The 20163-nt window shown below is 64.7% G+C and carries 18 protein-coding genes; 11 read left to right on the top strand and 7 right to left on the bottom strand.

The window, feature by feature from the left end; genetic code table 11:
• Positions 1-25: 25 nt before the first annotated feature.
• Complete coding sequence (tsf, locus tag ACT01B_RS15895; protein WP_445144206.1) at positions 26-904, bottom strand: translation elongation factor Ts; 879 nt, start codon at positions 902-904, stop codon at positions 26-28.
• A gap of 58 nt (positions 905-962) precedes the next feature.
• The gene (rpsB, locus tag ACT01B_RS15890; RefSeq protein WP_445144205.1) at positions 963-1847 is read right to left on the bottom strand and encodes a 30S ribosomal protein S2; all 885 of its coding nucleotides are present in this window, start codon (positions 1845-1847) and stop codon (positions 963-965) included.
• A 344-nt stretch (positions 1848-2191) separates the two neighbouring features.
• Between rpsB and map the strand changes: the two genes are divergently transcribed.
• The 7 genes from map (at position 2192) to dapE (ending at position 10295) form a co-directional block, all read left to right on the top strand.
• Complete coding sequence (map, locus tag ACT01B_RS15885) at positions 2192-2959, top strand: type I methionyl aminopeptidase (RefSeq protein ID WP_445144204.1); 768 nt, start codon at positions 2192-2194, stop codon at positions 2957-2959.
• Between the two features lie 166 nt (positions 2960-3125).
• The gene (gene glnD / locus ACT01B_RS15880; RefSeq protein WP_445144203.1) at positions 3126-5774 is read left to right on the top strand and encodes a [protein-PII] uridylyltransferase; all 2649 of its coding nucleotides are present in this window, start codon (positions 3126-3128) and stop codon (positions 5772-5774) included.
• A gap of 275 nt (positions 5775-6049) precedes the next feature.
• The gene (dapD, locus tag ACT01B_RS15875; protein ID WP_445144202.1) at positions 6050-6877 is read left to right on the top strand and encodes a 2,3,4,5-tetrahydropyridine-2,6-dicarboxylate N-succinyltransferase; all 828 of its coding nucleotides are present in this window, start codon (positions 6050-6052) and stop codon (positions 6875-6877) included.
• 11 nt (positions 6878-6888) lie between these two features.
• Positions 6889-7662: a ceramidase domain-containing protein gene (locus ACT01B_RS15870; protein ID WP_445144201.1), complete on the top strand. Its 774-nt coding sequence runs from the start codon at positions 6889-6891 to the stop codon at positions 7660-7662.
• Positions 7659-8018, top strand: coding sequence for an arsenate reductase (locus ACT01B_RS15865; protein ID WP_445144200.1), 360 nt, complete (start codon positions 7659-7661; stop codon positions 8016-8018). The genes ACT01B_RS15870 and ACT01B_RS15865 overlap by 4 nt, the downstream gene beginning before the upstream one ends.
• Position 8019: 1 nt before the next feature.
• Positions 8020-9087 (top strand): VIT1/CCC1 transporter family protein, encoded by a 1068-nt coding sequence (locus ACT01B_RS15860; protein WP_445144199.1) that lies wholly within the window; start codon positions 8020-8022, stop codon positions 9085-9087.
• Positions 9088-9161: 74 nt separating this feature from the next.
• Positions 9162-10295, top strand: a complete 1134-nt coding sequence (gene dapE / locus ACT01B_RS15855) for a succinyl-diaminopimelate desuccinylase (protein ID WP_445144198.1) — start codon at positions 9162-9164, stop codon at positions 10293-10295.
• A 163-nt stretch (positions 10296-10458) separates the two neighbouring features.
• Here dapE and ACT01B_RS15850 read toward each other — a convergent pair whose 3' ends face one another.
• Together ACT01B_RS15850 and ACT01B_RS15845 are read right to left on the bottom strand one after the other, a co-directional pair.
• Positions 10459-12879, bottom strand: coding sequence for a penicillin acylase family protein (locus ACT01B_RS15850; protein ID WP_445144197.1), 2421 nt, complete (start codon positions 12877-12879; stop codon positions 10459-10461).
• Between the two features lie 64 nt (positions 12880-12943).
• On the bottom strand, positions 12944-13762 hold the full coding sequence (locus ACT01B_RS15845) for a phosphodiester glycosidase family protein (protein WP_445144196.1): 819 nt from the start codon (positions 13760-13762) through the stop codon (positions 12944-12946).
• 102 nt (positions 13763-13864) lie between these two features.
• On the opposite strand from ACT01B_RS15845, the gene ACT01B_RS15840 reads away from it, so the two are divergent.
• Positions 13865-14353, top strand: coding sequence for an NUDIX hydrolase (locus ACT01B_RS15840; RefSeq protein WP_445144195.1), 489 nt, complete (start codon positions 13865-13867; stop codon positions 14351-14353).
• 54 nt (positions 14354-14407) lie between these two features.
• Here the strand turns inward: ACT01B_RS15840 and ACT01B_RS15835 are convergent, their stop codons facing one another.
• Complete coding sequence (locus ACT01B_RS15835; protein ID WP_445144194.1) at positions 14408-15622, bottom strand: beta-ketoacyl-[acyl-carrier-protein] synthase family protein; 1215 nt, start codon at positions 15620-15622, stop codon at positions 14408-14410.
• Positions 15623-15625: 3 nt separating this feature from the next.
• A complete protein-coding gene (locus ACT01B_RS15830) occupies positions 15626-15880 on the bottom strand; it encodes an acyl carrier protein (protein WP_445144193.1) in 255 nt (84 codons plus the stop codon).
• 223 nt (positions 15881-16103) lie between these two features.
• Between ACT01B_RS15830 and ACT01B_RS15825 the strand changes: the two genes are divergently transcribed.
• From ACT01B_RS15825 to ACT01B_RS15815, 3 genes are all read left to right on the top strand, one after another.
• A complete protein-coding gene (locus ACT01B_RS15825) occupies positions 16104-17162 on the top strand; it encodes a GNAT family N-acetyltransferase (RefSeq protein ID WP_445144192.1) in 1059 nt (352 codons plus the stop codon).
• A complete protein-coding gene (locus tag ACT01B_RS15820; protein WP_445144191.1) occupies positions 17149-18024 on the top strand; it encodes an arginase family protein in 876 nt (291 codons plus the stop codon). The genes ACT01B_RS15825 and ACT01B_RS15820 overlap by 14 nt, the downstream gene beginning before the upstream one ends.
• 101 nt (positions 18025-18125) lie before the next feature.
• Complete coding sequence (locus ACT01B_RS15815) at positions 18126-18953, top strand: CPBP family intramembrane glutamic endopeptidase (protein WP_445144190.1); 828 nt, start codon at positions 18126-18128, stop codon at positions 18951-18953.
• A gap of 4 nt (positions 18954-18957) precedes the next feature.
• Here ACT01B_RS15815 and ACT01B_RS15810 read toward each other — a convergent pair whose 3' ends face one another.
• On the bottom strand, positions 18958-20163 hold the full coding sequence (locus ACT01B_RS15810; protein ID WP_445144189.1) for a DegT/DnrJ/EryC1/StrS family aminotransferase: 1206 nt from the start codon (positions 20161-20163) through the stop codon (positions 18958-18960).

The raw sequence follows: 20163 nt of genomic DNA, 5'->3' as shown, positions 1-20163 counted from the left end.
TCTTGACCCGAAGGTGGTGAGGTCCTTAGACCTGCATCGCCTTCGCGACTTCGGCCAGATAGTCTTCCTGCACCTTCTCGATGCCTTCGCCCACGACCAGACGGGCCACGGCAACGACGTCGGCGCCTTCCTTCTTGAGGGCGTCGCCCACGGTGACATTGGTGTCCAGCACGTACGGCTGGCCGACCAGGGTCACTTCCGAGACGATCTTGTTGATCTTGCCGGAGATGATCTTTTCCAGGATCTCGGCCGGCTTGGCCTTGTCCTTGTCGGTCATCTGGCTCAGCGCGATGTCCTTTTCCTTGGCGATGAACTCGGCCGGGACGTCCTCGGGCTTGATGTGCGGCGGGTTCATGGCCGCCACGTGCATGGCGATGCCCTTGGCCAGCTCTTCCGAGCCGCCCTTGAGCGCCACGATCACGCCGATGCGGCCGCCGTGCAGGTACGTGGCCAGCGGGCCATCGTTAGCGATGCGAACCATGCGGCGCACCTGGATGTTCTCGCCGATGGTGGCGATCTGCGTCTTGGTGGCTTCTTCGACCGTGCCGCCAGCCGGGTAGGCGGTAGCCTTCAACGCGTCGACGTCAGCGGCGCCGGACGTCAGGGCGACGTTGGCGACGGAGTCGGTGAACTCCTTGAAGTTCGGCGCCTTGGAGACGAAGTCGGTTTCGCTGTTGATTTCGACCAGTACGGCCTGGCCGTTGGCGGAAGCAGCGGCGATCAGGCCTTCAGCGGCGACGCGGCTGGCCTTCTTGTCGGCCTTGGCCAGGCCGGTCTTGCGCAGGTATTCGACCGCGGCTTCGATGTCGCCGCTGTTCTCGACCAGGGCCTTCTTGCAATCCATCATGCCGGCGCCCGAACGCTCGCGCAGTTCGCTAACCAGTTTTGCGGTAATGGCAGTCATCGGGGTTCCTCAAAATCTTTGATGCGCCCCGGCCCTTGCGGACCGGGGCAGGGCAGGCTTACTCGGCGTCGGGTGCCGATTCGTCGCCACGACCGCGGCCACGACCGCCGTCACGACGCGGCGGCGCACCAGCGCCCTTCTTGGCCGGACCACGGTTGTCGCGGCGCGGCGGAGCAGCCTTGCGCTCGTCCTTGGCAACCGGGTTGCCTTCCTCGTCCAGCTCGACGAACTCGTTGGCGTCGCCCTGGGCGGCAGACGGCGCAGCGGCCTTGCCTTCCAGGATCGAGTCGGCAGCGGCGCGGGCGTACAGCTGGATGGCGCGGATGGCGTCGTCGTTGCCCGGGATGGCGTAGTCGACCAGTTCCGGGTTGTAGTTGGTGTCGACCACGGCGATGACCGGAATGCCGAGCTTCTTGGCTTCCTGCACGGCGATGTCTTCGTGGCCGATATCGATGATGAACAGCGCGTCCGGCAGACGGTTCATGTCCTTGATGCCGCCCAGCGAGTTCTGGAGCTTGTCGCGCTCACGGCGACGAGCCAGCACTTCGTGCTTGACCAGCTTCTCGAAGCTGCCATCGGTCTCAGCCGCTTCCAGCTCCTTCAGGCGAGCAACCGACTGCTTGACCGTGCGAAAGTTGGTCAGCATGCCGCCGAGCCAGCGAGCGGTGACGAAGGGCATGCCAGCGCGTGCGGCTTCCTCGGCCAACGGCTCACGGGCGGAGCGCTTGGTGCCGACGAACAGCACGGTGCCGCGCTTCTGCGCGATCGCCGACAGGAAGTTCATCGCGTCGGTGAACAGCGGCAGGGTCTTTTCGAGATTGATGATGTGGATCTTGCCGCGCGCACCAAAGATGTACGGGGCCATCTTCGGGTTCCAGTAACGGGTCTGGTGACCGAAATGCACGCCAGCTTCGAGCATCTGACGCATGGTGACTTGAGCCATGGTGTAACTCCAATTTCATAGGGCTTTATGAGCCCGGGGGTTGGGACCTCCACGCATCCCCGACTTCGACCGCGGTAGCCTGTTATCTGTAAAGGCAAACCGAGGCACCCCGAAGGCGGTGCCGACGCGTGTGTGGCGTTTGATAGTCCATTCAAGGACTTGGGAGCTTGTGCCGCATCGCGGTTACAATCTCCCTCGCATTGCGACGTCATGTGGGATCCGACGAAACGGACACATGAGGTCAGCAAAACTTCGAAATTGTAGCCGGTAAGCCGGCGTAGCGGCAAGTCGCCGGCAGGTGCATCGCTTGAATGCGGCCGGTTTGACGCCATGTGAGCGGAACTATGGCAGTTACATTGAAAACCCCCGAAGACCTCCAGGGCATGCGCGTGGCCGGCCAGCTGGCCGCCGAAGTGCTGGCCATGCTCAAGGAGCACGTCAAGCCTGGCGTCACCACCGAAGACCTGGACCGTCTTGCCTACGAGCACATTGTGAACGTGCAAAAGGCGACTCCCGCCAACGTCGGCTACAACGGCTTCCCGAAGACGTTGTGCACGTCGGTCAATCACGTGATCTGCCACGGCATTCCCACTCCGGGCAAGCTGCTGAAGGACGGCGACATCATCAATCTCGACGTCACCGTCATTAAAGACGGTTGGCACGGCGATACCAGTCGCATGTACTTCGTCGGCACGCCGTCGGTGCTGGCCAGGCGCCTGGTCGATACGACCTACGAGGCGATGATGCAAGGCATCCAGGCCGTGCGTCCGGGCGCCACGCTCGGCGACATCGGTCACGCCATCCAGAAACACGCCGAAGCAGCGGGTTTCTCGGTGGTACGTGAGTATTGCGGCCATGGCATTGGCAAGGTCTATCACGACGAACCGCAGGTGCTGCACTACGGCCGCCCAAGCACGGGACTGGAGTTGAAGAAGGGCATGACCTTCACGGTCGAGCCGATGATCAACGCCGGCAAGCCGCAGACCAAGCAACTGCCGGATGGCTGGACCGTGGTCACCAAGGATCACTCGCTGTCGGCGCAGTGGGAACACACCATCGCGGTGACTGACGATGGGTTTGAGATCCTGACGCCCTGGCCCGACGCAGGCTGAACTGAGTTCGGTTTTTTTGTAGGGGCGCACAGGGTGCGCCTACAGGATGATCGCCAGTGACAGCGGAGGGCAGCCGCAGGAGTCGCGCGCCAATCCTGAATCCAGCGGCCCCGCCGTGGCAGACTTGCATCTCAACCCTGGCTGCGCACCGCGGAACCCACGCCCCATGCCCGAAAGCCCCGTCGTGCTGCCCCCGCTACCGCGTCTGCCGACGGTAGTCCCGCGCTCGGGCGTGTCGAGCGATGCGCGTCGCGCACTGCGGCAGTTGCTGGGCGACGTGGATCGCGCGCTCGCCACGGCCTTTCGCGATGGCGCTGACGCCACCGCGCTGGCGCGGCGGCGTAGCGAATCCGTGCAACGCGTCGTGGTGCATGTGTGGAATGCATGCCTGGGTGACGTCTCCGGCGCCGCCTTGTTCGCCGTGGGTGGTTTCGGCCGCGGCCTGCTGTTTCCGCATTCGGATGTGGATTTGCTGGCGCTGGTCGGCCCGTCCGATCCGGCGCGCCTGCGAGCGCTGGAGCAGTGCTTCGCCACCTTGTGGGATATCGGTTTGAAGGTGGGGCACGCGGTGCGCGACCTGCCGCAATGCCGTGCGCTGGCGGCGCACGACGCCAGCGTGTTCACCAGCCTGCTGGATGCGCGGCGACTGGTGGGTGACCCGGCGTTGGAGGAGAGCATCGAGGCCATCGCCAGCGATCCGACGTTGTGGCCTCCCCCCGCTTACCTGGCCGTGCGCCTGGCCGAGCGCGATGCACGCCATGCGCGCTACAACGATACGGCTTACAACCTCGAGCCCAACCTCAAGGATGGCCCGGGCGGCTTGCGTACGCTCGATGCGCTGCGCTGGCTCGGACGTCGCCTCGCGCATGCGGACGATTTCGATGACATGGTGGGCGAGGGGCTGCTCGATCCCGCCGAGAAGAACACGCTCGAACAGGCCGAAGCGACGCTGCGCCGATACCGATTCGCCTTGCATCTGGAAGCGGGGCGCGCCGAGGAGCGCCTGCTGTTCGACTACCAGCGAGCGCTCGCCACACGGCTCGGGTTCGAGGATGAGCACGAGAAGAATCTCGGCGTCGAGCAATTCATGCAGGGCTACTACCGCGCGGCCAGCCAGGTGGAACGGCTGGGCGTGCAGATTGTCGAGCGTTTCGAGGAGATGCTCGAGCCCCCAAGTGCAGCGCAGGCGGTCGGTGAGGATTTCATCCGTTACGGCAAGCGCCTTGCGGTGCGCGATCCGGATCTTTTCATGCGCCGGCCTGCCGCCCTGGTGGAAGCGTTTATCGTGCGACTGGGGGAGCCGGGCATTGTCGGCTTTACGGCGGACACGATGCGCCGCATTCACCAGGCTACCGCGGCGCTGGAGCGCTCGCTGGCCGACGATGCGGACGTGCTCGCAGGCTTCCTGCGCTTGCTGCGGCTGGGTGCCCCGGCGGTGGAGGCGCTGTGGCGCATGAATCGCCACGGCCTGCTCGCCGCCATCCTGCCTGCGTTCGGCACGGTATTCGGCCGCATGCAGTACGACCTGTTCCATGTCTATACCGTGGATGAGCACACGCTGCGCGTGCTGCGCAATGTGGCCCGATTTGCCGATACGGCCGCCTCGGCTGAGTTTCCCATTGCCTGCGAAATATGGCCCACGCTGGCCAAGCCAGAGTTGTTGTTGCTGGCGGCTTTGTTCCACGACATCGCCAAGGGGCGCGGCGGTGATCACTCGGTGCTCGGTGAGGAAGAGGCGCTTGCCTTCGGGCGGCGGCTTGGCCTGGCCGAGGACGACACGCAATTGATCGCCTGGCTGGTGCGCTGGCACCTGCTGATGAGCATCACCGCGCAGCGGCAGGACATCACCGATCCGGACGTGGTGCAGCGCTTCGCCGAGGCGTTGGATAACACCGAGCGGCTGGATCTGCTCTATCTGCTCACCATCGCCGATATCATCGGGACCAGCCCGAAGCTATGGAATGGGTGGAAGGATCGCCTGCTGGCGGACCTCTATACGGCCACACGTTATGCGATGCGCAGCGAGGACGAGCTGCCGCCCGATGCCGCGGCACGGGTGCGGGCCTGCCGCGAGCAGGCCATGGCGCTGCTCGAAAGCGAGGGTTTCACGGCCGATGCGTGCGGGCGTGTGTGGCGCGGCTTCCCCGAGTCGAGTTTCCTGCGTCACCGGCCCGAGCAGATCGCCTGGCAGACCGCGGCCGTGCTGCAGGCAAAAGGCGCCACCCCGCTGGTGGCGGTTCACCCCCAGTCGATACGCGGCGCAACGGAGCTGTTTGTCTACGTGCCCGACCGCGATGGCTTGTTCGCCGCGGTAACGGCCATGCTCGATCGCCTGCATTTGTCGGTCTTGGAGGCGCGCATTCTCAGCTCGCCCACGGGCATGGCATTGGACACGTTTCTGTTGCTTGAGGCCGACACGCAACAGCCGGCCACGGCCGAACGTGCGGAGGAGCTCAAGCAGCGGCTGCATCGGGCCTTGTCCCAGCCAGGTCATGTACATCAGCCGTCGCGGCGGAGCATGTCGCGCCATCTCAAGCACTTCCAGGCGGCGCCCAAGATCGCGTTCAGTACGGTTGGCGGACGCACGCGCCTGGCCCTGGTGTGCAGCGACAGGCCCGGCCTGCTGGCGGCCGTGGCCCAGGCGATGACGGATGCTGGGGTGCGCGTGCATGACGCACGCATCGCCACCTTTGGCGAGCGCGTGGAAGACTTCTTCCTGATCACGGACCGCCACGACGCGCCGTTGGACATCGCCCAGCAGGATCGACTGTTGCACGCGCTACTGGAACGGCTGGGTACCGTCAGACGGCCCTAGGGGCCCGCCCCGCCCTCCGTAGGAGCGCGCCCTGTGCGCGATCACGGCGTTACCGCTCCGTCGGTTGTTCACTCGGGCCTTCCTTGGCCCTCGCCCTGCGGGCAGCTGGCGCTGTGCAAACCGGCAGTCCTGCCGGATGGTCGCGCACAGGGTGCGCTTCTACAAAAAGAACGCCAACCCACGCGCGTGCGGCGAGAACCGTTGTGCCGGCACTCGTTTCTCGCAGGCCGCGGGGCGGGTAACATGCTGGGGTATTCCCTTGCCAGCGAACACCCATGCAAAGCATCGAAACGCTTATCAATGACGCCTTCGAGCGCCGCAACGAACTGACCCAGGCTGAGATCGATACGCATCTGCGTCCTGCCGTGGAGCAGGTGATCGACCTGCTGGAAAGCGGCGAGCGCCGAGTCGCCGAGCCCGATGGCGAGGGCGGCTGGAAGGTCAATCAGTGGATCAAGAAGGCGGTGCTGCTGTACTTCCGCCTTAATGGCAATCGCGTGGTCGATGGTGGCTCGGCGCTGGCGTTCGACAAGGTGCCGCTGCGTTTCGCCCATGGCAACGACGCTGAGCTTGAGGGTCTGGGAGCACGCGTAGTGCCCGGCGCGCTGGTCCGTCGTGGCGCACATGTGGCCAAGGACGCGGTGCTGATGCCCAGCTACGTGAACATTGGTGCTTATGTGGGCGCGGGCACCATGGTCGACACCTGGGCCACGGTGGGTTCGTGCGCGCAGATTGGCGCCGGCGTGCATCTTTCTGGCGGCGTCGGTATCGGTGGCGTGCTGGAGCCATTGCAGGCCAATCCGACCATCATCGAGGACAACTGCTTTATCGGCGCGCGCTCCGAGGTGGTCGAGGGCGTGATCGTGGAGAAGGGCAGTGTCATCGGCATGGGCGTGTTCCTCGGCCAGTCCACGCGCATCTACAACCGCGCCACCGGTGAAGTCAGTTACGGCCGCGTGCCGGCGGGTAGCGTGGTGGTGGCGGGCAGCCTGCCGTCGAAGGACGGCACGCACAGCCTCTACGCCGCCATCATCGTCAAGCAGGTGGATGAGAAGACGCGCAGCAAGACCGGTATCAACGAACTGCTGCGCTTCGGCGAATGATGGAGTTACCCGTGACCCCGCTGCCCAGTATGCTGCGCCGTCGTGCTTACGCACTGGCGTTGCTGGGCGTGGTGTTGCTGGTGCTTGCCTGCGTGCTGCCGCCGGTGGCGCAGCCGCAGGACTATCACGATTTCGCGGACAAGCGCGCCTGGCTCGGCATTCCCAACTTCGGCAATGTCGCCTCCAATATCGCGTTCCTGCTGGCCGGATTGGCAGGACTGGCTGTCATGCGTACGCCGGCGGTGCGTGCCATGGGCTTGGCTTCGCGCTATGGCTATGACCTGATGTTCCTGGGTCTGCTGCTTACGGCTTTCGGTTCCAGCTACTACCACTGGGCGCCATCGGACGCACGGCTGGTATGGGACCGGTTGCCGATGACGGTGGTCTTCATGCCCTTGCTCGCCGCGACGTTTGCCGAGCGTCTGCACTGGCGCTCGCTGCTGCCCTTGCTGGTGCTGACCCTGCTCGGCATCGGCAGCGTGGTGTATTGGAAATTCAGCGGAAACTTCCTGCCGTACCTGATGGCGCAGGCCGGCTCGATCCTGTTGATCCTGCTTGCACTGGCGTGGTTGCCGACGCCGTGGACCGGGCGTCGGCTGATGATTCCCGCCCTGGCCTGCTATGCCTTCGCCTTTGTCTGCGAAAGACTCGATGCACAGATATTCCAGCTGACCGGAGGCGCCATCAGCGGACATAGCATCAAGCATCTGGGCGCGGCCGCGGCGTTCTATTTCATCTGGCGCATGTTGAAGCAGCAGCGCCTGAAAACGGATTTCAATTCATGACAGTTCCCACGCTTTATGGCCTGCCCAACTGCGATACCTGCAAGAAGGCGCGCAACTGGCTCAATCGTTTCGAAGTCGAACATGTATTCGTCGACTATCGCGCCCAGCCGGTGCCCGCGACGACGTTGAAAGCGTGGTCGCAGCAGCTGGGCGGTTGGGAGAAGTTGGTCAACAAGTCCTCCACCACTTGGCGCAACCTGCTACCGCAGCGCAAGAACCCCGGCAGTGATCCGGAATGGATGCTGCTACTGAAGGAGTATCCAGCCTTGATTCGCCGCCCGGTGGTGGTGCAGGGCGATGGATCGGTCAGCGTGGGCTTTACCGACAACGGCTTCAAGAAGCGGTTTGGTAAGTGAGATGAGCAAGACGCGTTCGCCACGCCACTACCGTAGCAATCTTCGTATCGAGCGCGACAATGCCGCGCTCTACGATCGGCTGGCCGAGCTGGCCAACGACGAACGCTTGCGCCGTGCCTATAGCCGAATTGCCGATGGCGAACGCGCCAACGCGCTGTTCTGGGAAGAACGGCTGAAGCAGCTGGGCGCCGAGGTGCCGGCGCCACGGATCGGTGCGCGTGTCCGTGTGCTGACCTGGTTTGCGCGCCGTTTCGGTACCGAGTTCGTGATGCCCACGGTGGTTCGGCTCGAGCATGCCGATCATCTGCCCACGCCGGTGGATCGCAGTGGCTATCGCGATCACTTCTTGGAACCGCAGACGCCGACGACGCGCAGTGGGCGCCATCGCACGCAAAGCGGCAACACCTTGCGCGCGGCGGTGCTGGGTGCAAACGACGGGCTCGTTTCCAACGCCAGCCTGGTAATGGGCATGGCCGGTGCTGCATCCGGCGACCATGCCATCCTGCTCGCTGGTTTTGCCGGATTGGTGGCGGGTGCCTGTTCCATGGCGCTGGGCGAGTGGCTGTCGGTGAACAGCTCGCGCGAGTTTTATCAGGCGCAGATTTCGGCGCGTGCCGAACGCCTGGCCGTAGCACCGGAAGACGGTACGCGCAGCCTCGCGGGCATCTATCGCGAGAAAGGACTGGAGCCGAAGACGGCCGAGGCCCTGGCCGAGCATCTCGCCGAGCGACCGCGCACCGCGCTGGATACCCTGGTACGCGAGGACCTTGGCATCGATCCCGAGGAACTGGGCGGCTCGGCCTACGGAGCGGCGATTTCCTCGTTCTGCCTGTTCGCGCTCGGCGCACTGTTTCCGGTGGCACCGTATTTGTTTCTGAGCGGCCAGGCGGCCTTGCTGGCGTGCATCGCCTCCACGATGGCCGGATTGGCCTTGATCGGCATGGGCACGGCCTTGTTCACCGGCCGTAGCATGTTGTTCTCGATTGCGCGACAACTGGGCATCACGGTCGCAGCGGCAGGCGTCACTTATGCTGTTGGCCACTCCCTGGGCGTCGCGCTTACCGGATGACGATGGCACAGCCTATGATGGCGTGCAGCACCGCAGCGATGCCTGCACGTCGTCGATTTGTTTGAGGGAAAACCATGTCCGCCGTCTTCGATCTCACCTGCGAGCTGATTCGTCGTCGCTCGGTCACGCCGGATGATGCCGGTTGCCAGCAGCTGCTGGGTGATCGGTTGGCGGCAGCAGGTTTCGAGGTTGAACATCTGCGCTTCGGCGACGTCGACAACTTGTGGGCCACGCATGGCCGTGGTGGTCCGCTGCTGGTTTTTCTCGGGCATACCGATGTGGTGCCGACAGGACCAGTCGAGCAGTGGGCCAGCGATCCGTTTGATCCCGTCGTGCGCGACGGCTATCTGTATGGTCGCGGTGCCGCTGACATGAAAGGTTCGGTGGCCGCGATGGCCGTGGCGCTGGAAGCGTTTGTCCAAGCTCATCCGGGCCATCGTGGCCGCGTTGGTCTGCTGCTTACCAGCGACGAAGAGGGTCCGACCAATCTCGATGGTGTGCGCCGCATAGCCGAGCATTTTCGGGCCACGGGCGAGCGCATTGACTGGTGCGTGGTAGGCGAGCCTTCTTCCAAGGCGCGGCTCGGTGATCTGATCCGCGTCGGACGTCGCGGCTCGCTATCGGGCACGCTTACGGTGCGTGGCGTGCAAGGCCATGTGGCTTATCCGGAGAAAGCGAAGAATCCGATTCACGCATTTGCGCCAGCGTTGGCTGAACTTGCTGCCGAACGCTGGGATGAAGGCAACCAGGATTTTCCACCCACCTCGTTCCAGGTCTCCAATCTCAATGCCGGCACGGGCGCGAACAATGTCATCCCCGGCATGCTTACCGCATTGATCAATTTTCGCTACAGCACCGCCAGCAGCGCCGCGGACTTGCGCGCTCGCAGCGAGGCCGTGCTCGATAAACATGGTCTGGACTGGCAGATCGAATGGTCGCTCTCCGGGAAGCCCTTCCTCACGCCGCCGGGTGGCGCCGTGCGCGAAGCCGTGGTCGCCGTTTGCCGTGAGTTGTGCGGTATCGAGCCCGAAGAGAGCACCGGCGGTGGTACCTCCGATGGACGCTTTATCGCGCCATTGGGGGCGGAAGTGGTCGAGCTCGGTCCCGTCAACGCCACCATCCATAAGGTGGACGAATCGGTCGCGGTGGCCGATCTGGAAAAGTTGCCGTCGCTTTATCGGGCGGTGTGCGAGCGATTGCTCGTCTGAGGGGTGGATGCTCGCCTTAAGGCGGCAAGCTGGCGATATCGCTCGGTTGTAGCGAGATCGCAAGCACCCGCCCCTCATCCCAACCTTCTCCCCGAAGGGGAGAAGGAGCAGAAGAAGGAGTAAAAAGGAAGCGAGTAAGCGAAACGCGCTCCGCCTGTCGACGCTACGGTGCAACCGGCGTCAGCGTGAGCGTGTGCTGATCAGGTCCTGGCAGCAGCGGCGTGGGGCGACCGTTGACCCAGTCTTCCTGACCGGCACCGTGATACGGCGACAGCGGGTTGTCGCTCTGGCCGCCCGGCATGTGCAGGATGCTTTGTGCTTCGTGGCCAGGCATGGCGTCCAGGCGCTCGGAGGCACCGAAGCCCGGTGTGGCGACTCTTGGCATGTTGTTGTCGCCGGGAAGCGGCTCATCGGGCATGTCGAGCATGCGTCCCACGAAGGCGGGCAGCGCGCGTGACAGCGGATGACGGATGGCCGTGCGATTGATCTCGCCCCAGCTGCGTGCCGCGAGGCCACCCGGCTGCTTGCCGAGATCATCGATCACCTGATGCGCGGCGGCCTGCAGCAGCGCATTCCAGTTGTCGTACTTGGGGTCGAGCAGGTGGGCCGGACGATCGCGCAGCAATGCCCATACGGCCGCCTCGGCGTCGATCATGCCGGGCCAGCTGAAGTCGTCGTGACGCTGCCTGACCTGGGCCACGAACGGCGCCAGCACGTTTTCCTTCACCTTGTCGCGGAACGCACGTACCAGGCGGTAGTCAACGCTTTCCGGCGCGGCGCGCCCGGTCCAGGTGGCGGTGAGCTGCCGCAGCTGCTCCAGCTCGGGATCGTGTGTGCTGGCCAGGCTGTCCTGCAGCAGGCGTTGCCAGCGCGTAAGCAGCAGGGCGCGGTTGTCGAGCTGCACGTCGAGCAGGTTGCCTGGGGTAAAGCTGTTGCGCGCGCGCAGGTCGTCGCGGATCTGTTGCGCGCGCGCACCGAGGTCATGGCCGCCATTGCCGAGCAAGCCGAGCTCGGCGCCATCCACGGTGCGGTTGTTGGCGGTCCACAGGCGGCCGTCGGCGGGATCTTCGATGCGTGGATACTGCGACGGTTCGGCCCAGCCCACCCAGCCGGTGTCGGGCGCCGACCAGTCCGCCGGCAACTGCGGATCGAAACCCTTGCGCAGCGGAATGCTGTTGCCGGTGACGGTCCAGCCGATATGGCCGGCGCTGTCGGCCGCGAGCAGGTTTTGTGGCGGCATGCCAAGCGTGGGCGCGAGGTCGAGCGCGGCGTGGGCGCTGTCGGCATGCTCCAGCTGCATCATATTGATGTTGTAGCCACGCGCACGATCGCCGATCCAGGCCAAGGCCAACGGAGTGCCGTCGGTGTCCTTGCCCATGATCGGGCCCCAGCGCGTGTCCTCCACCTTCAAGGTGTGGCCGGGCGCGTCCTTGATGCGAATGACTTCGTCGTGCACTTCCATGGTGGCCCAACCCTCGGGCACCTTGTAGCGAGTCGCGTCGCTCGGGTCGCGTTGCACCCGCACCCAGTCCAGCCAGTCGCCGTAGCTATTGGTGAAACCCCAGGCGACCTGGCCATTGGAGCCCACCACCAGCGCGGGTGTGCCGGGCAGGGTGAGGCCGCTCGCGTCGCGCTGGCCGCCGGGGGCGGTGGTGTCGGGGTAGCGCAGGCGCGTGCGGAACCAGATGTTCGGCACGCGCAGGCTCAGATGCATGTCGTTGGCGAGCATCGCCGAGCCGTTCTCGGTAAGGCTGCCGGCAACGGCAAAGCTGTTGCTGCCCGGGCGCGCTTGATCGAGCGCGGGTAGCAGTGCCGCGGTAAGTGCACTGCTGTCGCCCTTGGTCGAAGGCTGCGTCTGGCGCAGGTCGAGTACCTCGGGGCCGGGGATTACCGGTGGGCGTGAGAGATCGCCCTGCAGCGGCGCTTCCCAGTCCGGATCGGGCGACAGCAGGAAATCCGCCATCGGGGCGGGCAGCACGGAGCGCAGTTCGGCGATATGCAGTTCGCGCTCATTGCGGCCATCGCCGTTGAGGTCCAGGTACATCGCGGCGATGACCAGAAACGAATCTTCCGGGCGCCAGGGCTGCGGCTTGGCGTCGAGCAGCAAGTACTCCCACGGCTTCACATGCAGATCGGCCAGGCCGGCGTTGACGCCTGCGGCGTAGAGATCGAGCGTGTGTTTCTGCGCTGGCGCGAGTTGCGCATAGGCGGCTTCGGCCACGCTACGCAGGCGATGGCGGCGGTGGTTGATATCGGTATCCAACGCCTTGCCGCCCACCAGTTCGGAAAGCTCGCCGGCCGGCAGGCGGCGCATCAGGTCCATCGCAAAGAAACGTTCCTGCGCATGCACGTAGCCCAGCGCGTAGCTGAGGTCGTCGCGGTTCTGGCCTTGCAGGGTGGCCGTGCCCAGCGCATCGCGGGTAATCGACACGGCATCCTTGAGCCCAGCCAGATGCAGCTCGCCGTCGAGCCGTGCGCGGCTACCGGCAAGCAGGAACCAGCCCGCGGCAAGGATGCCGATCACCAGGATCAGCAAGGTGCCGATCAAATAACGTAGCCAGCGGAAGCGTCGTGGTTTGGTCATGGGCGCGTAGGTCGGTCCGTTGGTGAAGGAGGAAGATCAAGACCGACCTCATTGGGAGTCGGCGTCAAAGCGTGGGTTGGGCAAACACCGCGAAAATGCCGGCGTAGGGCTTCACCATAAACGTGGGCGCACCGGCATAGCCTTCGCCATCCACGTAGACCTGCGAGATTGTGCCGTCCAGATACAAGGCATCCCGGCAGCCTAGCTCGTCCTTGAACAGCCGTGCGAAGGTGTGGAAATTCACCGGTGCCTCGCTTACCGCGAAGATGACGTTGTGCGGCGTCTTGGCGCAGACGCCGCTACGCCATTTCAGGCTGGAGGAGTCGTCGATGAACTGATAGTTGAGTTTTCCATCGATGACCAGCATCGGACCGGACTGGCTGGCCCATCGCACAGGTTTGCCGTCGGCCTTGAAATCGGCGCTGGTACGCACGGCGGCATGGCCGTCGGGATAGATGGCGAACACGCCATTGGGTAGCAGCGAAAAATTGCCCGAGGACGGATTGCCATGGGCAAGATTCAGCGGCACGGCCGTCTTGCCGTTTTCCACATACAGGCCTAGCGGCGCGAACTGGCGGTCATAGATGCCTGCATTGGCGGCAAACAGCATGCGCCGGCCATGCGACATGCCCCATTGGCGAAGCGTGTTGATGTTGGCGTAGGGCTCGCCGCTCTCGGGGTCCTTCCAGTGCAGGCTCAGCGACTCGCGCTTGATGTCGATGCTTACCACGCGGAAATTCTGTCCTTCGAACACGCGCTCGCTGCCGTCCACGGCCTGCGTCTGGCGCGCACAACCCGCCACGCTGCCGAGTAGCACCAGGGGTGCGAGCAGGTGCCAGGGCAGGCGGCGAAGGAAGCGACGTCGGTTGGTGGACGCTGACATAACCCTGATGGTCGCCGGCCCGGCCCAATTCGTGCAAGGCCCACGCCAGCGAAACCTGGGAACAGGTCCTAAACTGATGCTCTCCCCACACTTGGCAGCCCCATGCCTTACATGCCCATCGTCGCCACGCTTGGCTATGTGCTGTCGCCCGATCGACGGCAGGTGCTGATGATCCACCGCAACGCGCGCAAGGACGACCAGCATCTGGGCAAATACAACGGCTTGGGCGGCAAGATGGAAGCGCTTGAGGACATCGCCGCCTGCATGCGCCGCGAGATCCTCGAAGAGGCCGGCATCGTATGCGAGTCGATGACCATGCGCGGCACGCTGAACTGGCCAGGCTTCGGCAAGCAGGGCGAGGACTGGCTGGGCTTCATCTTCGTGATCGACAGCTTCAGCGGCACGCCGCTGACCAGCAACCCCGAAGGCACGCTTGAGTGGGTGCCGCTCAACCGGCTGATGGAGCTGCCGATGTGGGAGGGCGACCGCCATTTCCTGCCGCTGGTGTTCGACGACGATCCGCGCCCGTTCCACGGCGTGATGCCGTATCGGGACGGGCGTATGCAGTCGTGGACGTTCTCGCGACTGTGAGCGCCCCAGCTTCCTCTCCCCTTCGGGTCGCCCGAAGGGGAGAGCAAGCTAAGGTCAAGGCGCCCGGCGGATCGCCACGACGGCGTTAAGGCCGCCAAACGCAAACGAGTTGCTGATCGCCACATTCACCTTCATGGCACGCGCCTCATTGGGCACGTAGTCCAAGTCGCAGGCCGGATCGGGGCCCAGGTAATTGAGCGTCGGCGGCACGATGCCGTCGTGGATCGCGCCGATCGCGGCGACCAGCTCCAACGCGCCCGCCGCGCCAAGGGCATGGCCATGCATGGGCTTGGTCGAGGAAACCACCAGCTCGCGCGCATGCGCACCGAAGACGCGATGGATCGCGCGCGTCTCGGTGCTGTCGTTGGCGACGGTACCGGTACCGTGCGCATTGATGTAGTCCACGTCTTCGGGTACCAGGCCGCCATCGCGCAGTGCGTAGCTCATTGCGGCGGCGGCGCCGATTTCAGAGGGGGCGGCGATATCGCCCGCATCGGAACTCATGCCGGTGCCGGCCAGTTCGCACAGGATGTTCGCCCCGCGCGCCTGCGCCGCTTCCAGTGTTTCCAGCACATACATGCCGGCACCTTCGCCCAGCACGAGGCCACGACGGCCGGCGCTGAAGGGGCGGCAGGTATCGGGTGACAGCACGCGCATGGCTTCCCACGCACGCAGCGTGCCGAGCGTGATGCATGCTTCGGTGCCACCGACGACGGCAGCGTCGACCAGGCCGGCGCGTATCATCATCGCGGCCTGGGCGAAGGCGTGGTTGGACGAGGCGCAGGCCGTGGCCACCACGAAGGACGGTCCGGTGATGCCATGCACCATGCTCACCTGGCTGGCCGCCGCGTTCGTCATCAGGCGCACGATGCTCAGTGGGTGGAAGCGGCCCTGGTGCTCGCCGTAAAGGCGCTCATACATCTCGTCGCGCGTGGTCTCGCCGCCGACACCGGTACCGATCACCACCGCCGTTCGCGCGGCAGCTTCGCCGTCGAAACGGATGCCGGACTGGCGGATCGCCTCATTCGCCGCGATCAGCGCATATTCGCTGAAGGGATCGAGCATCGAGCGGCGTGATTCGTCGAAAAAGTTCGCCGGATCATAGTCGCTGATCTCGGCGGCAATGCCGCCGTTGCGCAGCTCACCGGGCTTGATGTGGTGGATGGGGCCAATGCCTGAACGGCCCTCGGTCATCGCCTTCCATATGGAAGGCGCGTCATGGCCGAGCGCGCAGATCGCGCCCATACCGGTGATAACGATGCGGCGCATGGCTTATTCGCCGGCCGGCTTCTGTGCGAGCTGGCGCTCGATGGCCTCGACGAGGTGACCGACCGTACCGTTCTCGAGGTCGGTGTCTTCGTTGGGCAGATTGATATTGAAGTGTTCTTCGATATCGAAGATCACCTCGATGGCGTCCAGCGAGGCAATGCCCAGGTCCTTCAGGGTGGACTGCGGGGTAATCGATTCGATGTCGATCTTCGCCTGCTTTGCGATGATGTCGAACGTTTCCTGCTGAACTTTGCTCATGTGTACGCTCCTGGATTCCATGGCGCCGAGGTTTGGCGGCATCGGTTCGCCGCCGCCTTCCAAGACTGACGAACAGTCGGGGCAATGTCCATAATCTCGGCGCGTACGAAGCGGTAGCTGGCATCGTGCACGGGGTCCCTTTCAGCAACCTTATCGTGAGCCCAGCCTGCCGGTGTAGGGCTGGGGATCGTATGCTATGGGCTGAAACCCAGCGGGAAGCCGTGTGCAGTACCTTAACCAGCTCGAACCGGATGCGCTGATTGCCCGGTTTGCGGAGCACCCCCCCATTGATTTTCGCGTGCTGGAGGCGGCTGGCACGCCGGCTTTCGTCGCGCCGTTCGATCTGCTGACAACGGCTGATGCCGATGTACGGCAGAAGATCGTGCGCGCGCCCGGCTATCGCTGGTGGGGAAGGTTGCTGCGCTGGCGCACGGCCTTCGTGGGTACCACGGTATCGGAATACGCGCTGTTCCCTCGCGATGCCGATGCCGGGCGCCTGCCGGCCGCATTGCGAGACCAGCTGGGGCGTGGCCAGCGGTTACTCATCGTCAAGGACATTCCGCAGGCATCGCCCTTGTTCGATGCGGCCAGCGGCGCATGGTGCGGGCGTTTCGCCGAGGCCTGCCAGGCGGCGGGCTTCGTCCTGCTGGAAGGCCAGGCCTTGGCCTATGTGCCGATCGATTTCGCCAGCGAGGATGAGTACCTCGCACGGTTGTCCTCAGGACGGCGCAAGGACATCCGCCGCAAGCTGCGCAAGCGAGATGACGTCGCAGTGGAGGAGGTCCGCTGTGGCGACGCCCGGTTCGCCGATAACGCGGTGGTGGACGCGTACTACGCGCTCTATGAGAACGTCTATGCGCAGAGCGAGATCCATTTCGACAAGCTCAGCCGAGCCTTCTTCGCCGCCGTGCTGCGTGACGCCGGCAACGCCGGGGTCGTCTTCGTCTATCGGCATCAGGGCGAGATGATCGGCTGGAACCTGTGTTTCGCCGTGGACGGCAAGCTGATCGACAAGTACGTGGGCTTTGCCTATCCGCAGGCGCGCGAACAGAACCTGTACTTCACCAGCTGGTTCCACAACCTGGCCTGGGCGCGCGAGCAGGGTCTGAGCCATTACGTGGCTGGCTGGACCGACCCGCAAATCAAGGCTTATCTGGGTGCACAATTCACCCTGACCCGGCACGCGGTTTACTTGCGTAATCCGCTGTTGCGCCTGCTGGCGCGGCGACTGGGACGGTTCTTCGAGAGCGATAGCCAATGGGCCGCCAATGAACAAGCGTGATCCGCTGATTCTGGACTTCGACAATTCGGTGGGGCCGATCCCTGGGGCTACCGAGCTGGCGCTGTCAGACTGGCAGGAAGCGATCCGCTTCGGCTGCACGCTGAGCACGTTCAAGCGCCTGCGTGAGCATCTCGATACCCGGATGCCTGCTGACTATGGCACCGTGTTGATGGGCTCGGGCGACTATCACCACCTCACCTGGCCGCTGGTACAGCGTCAGCGGTCGCGTGGCCCGTTCCAGCTGGTGGTGTTCGACAACCACCCGGACAACATGCGTTTTCCGTGGGGTATCCATTGCGGCTCCTGGGTACGCCGTGTGGCCATGCTGCCGTATGTGACGCATGTGCACGTGGTGGGTATCACCTCGGGCGATATTGGCGCCAAGCACGCCTGGGAGAACTATCTTCGCCCCCTGCAGGCCGGCAAGCTCAGCTACTGGTGCATGGACGTGGATGTGGGCTGGGCCCGTCGTTGGGGGCTCACGCACGCCTTCCATCGCTTCGACGATCCGGACGCGCTCACCGGCGCTTTTCTCGAGCAACTGCGCCAGGCGCCGCAGGCGACGTATCTGTCGATCGACAAGGACGCCTTCAGCGTCGACACCGCACGCACCAACTGGGACCAGGGCCGGCTGGAAGAGCGGCACGCCATGGCCATCATCGAGGCCCTGCGTGGACGCATCATCGCCAGCGACATCAATGGCGAGGTATCGGCCTACCAATACACCACGTGGTGGAAGCGGCTGCTCAGCGGCATGGACGGGCAGTCGCCGATTCCGCAGAGCGAACTGGATGCCTGGCAGGCGCAGCAGCGCGCGCTCAACTCGCGCCTGTTGGCGGCCATTGCCGAAAGCGGCGCGTAATCTTGCATCGACAAGACTGAGCCGGTCGCGCCTGCGGATCCCTTGGGGCGAGACCACCGAGCGCCGGCTCTTTCCGGCGACGTGCAAGGATGGGGTGTCTCATGCAGGCAACCTTCTCGATCAGTCGCCGCGTGCTCATCTTCCTCGTCACCGCCTTTGCGCTGACCTGGGCGGCCTGGGGCTCGCTCATTCTGTTGGCGCGTATGCAGGTGACCAGCTACGGCCAGTGGCCCTATATGACGATCTACGTGCTGGGTGGCCTGGGGCCGACCATCGCGGCCTATGTGGCGGTCTGTTTGACGTCCGCGCAAGCGCCGCTGCGGGAATTTCACCAGCGATTGCTGCGCTGGCGCGTTCCGATCGTCTGGTATCCGGTGGCGATTGGCCTGCCCATCGTGCTGACACTGGCTGCTGTCGGTATCGCAGCAGCCTTACGGCCTGCGCTAATAGCGGCTGTGGCGATCAAGCCCTGGACTCTATTCCTGTCGCTATTCCCGATGATGATGGTGGGCGGCGGCGTGGAGGAATTTGGCTGGCGTGGCGTCGCCCAGGAAGAGTGGGGACGCAGCATGGGGCAGGGCAGGGCGGCGCTGCTGATCGGGCCGGTGTGGGCGATCTGGCATCTGCCCTTGTTCTTTTTGCCCGGCGTCGCCCAGTTTGGCGGCAACTTCGCCCTGTTCCTGCTCGGCATCATGGGTAACGCGCTCATCCTTGGCTGGTTGTACAGCCGCACGCGCAGCATTCTTCTGTGTATCTTTTTCCACGCCTCGTGGAACGCCATGATGGCGCTGGGCGTCACCATTCCGCACGGGCATGGCATGTCGCTGGTGGGGCCGTGCCTGGGGCTTGCCGTGGGCGCGCTGCTCTTTCTTGCTGGCGGACCCAAGCAGGAGCACGCTGCCGCGACTCGGGTTGAAACGTCGCTATAGCATGCTAGCGGCGGCGCACGGCGCGTTCCAGCTCGGCGCAAATCGCGTCGAACGCGGTGTCGTCCAGCCACGGACTGTTGCTGATGGTGAGCGAACGGGCGGCGAAGTCGCGGGCCCTGGGTAGTGGCGTATCCGGAACGATGGCGCGCAGATAGGCGTAGTCGGGCAGGGCATGGATAAACAGGCGGCTCACGCCGAGGCCGGCGGTCCATAGCGTGCGCAGCGCGTCATCGCGGATGGCCTCGCTGGGCAGGGTGAGCAGCAAGAATGGCCACACGCCACGCTGCCCCGGCGCGTCGTCGAAAACGGTAATGCCGGGGATTTGTCGTAAGCGCGCAACGCGCCTTAGCGCCTGAGTCCGCGTGGTGTCGAGAAAGTCGGGCAGCCGCCGCAACGCGCGTGTGCCTACCGCCTGGCGCCAGCGGCTTACGGTGTGCAGTGGAATCTCGGGACCGAAATCGTCACCCACAGCGGCGACTGGATCGCCGGCTGCAAGCGCTTTGCGCAGCGGCCGACCATAGGCGATTGGCAGCAGCGAGGGGCGATAGGCGAGTGTGTAGCCGATCAGTTCCAGCGCCCGCTGCCAGTCCATGCCCGCGTCGGGCCGGATGGTCGTTCGGTGGCTGGCGGCCAAGGCATCGCGCATGACCGTATCGCGCGCCAACAGCAGGCCGCCTTCGAACAAGGTGAGCCCCTTGCCGACGGCGAGGCTGAAGAAACCGGCGTCGCCCAATAGACCGACACTGCGGCCATCTTGCCTGGCACCCAAAGCCTGCGCGGCATCCTCCAGTACATAGGCGCCGGTCTGATGAGCGACATCGAGCGCCGTATTGACGTCAGCGACCCGGCCGGCCAGGTGAGTAGGCACGATCGCCAGCGTCTGTTTGCTGGTAAGTGCAGCGAGTTGAGCGCCATCCATGTCGAAATGATTCGGTGCCAGATCGCACAGGCGCGGCTTGAGTCCTGCGCGATGGATCGCCAGGGCCACCAGGGGGCAGGTCCAGGCCGGCACCACCACTTCGTCGCGCTGGGGGCGCAGGCGATGCATGGCGCGAAGTGCCACCACCATCGCGGCCGTGCCCGAGCATTCCAGTTGAAGTTGCTCGACACCCAGCCAGTGCGCTACGCGCTCGGCAAACGGCGCGCGGCCGGGCAGCAGGTCGGTGAAGTGCAGCGGCAGTCCAGCGGTGGGCGGCAGCTCGCGTGGCAT

This window comes from Dyella sp. Tek66A03 (assembly GCF_052567735.1).
This window is presented reverse-complemented; position numbering and strand designations above follow the sequence as displayed.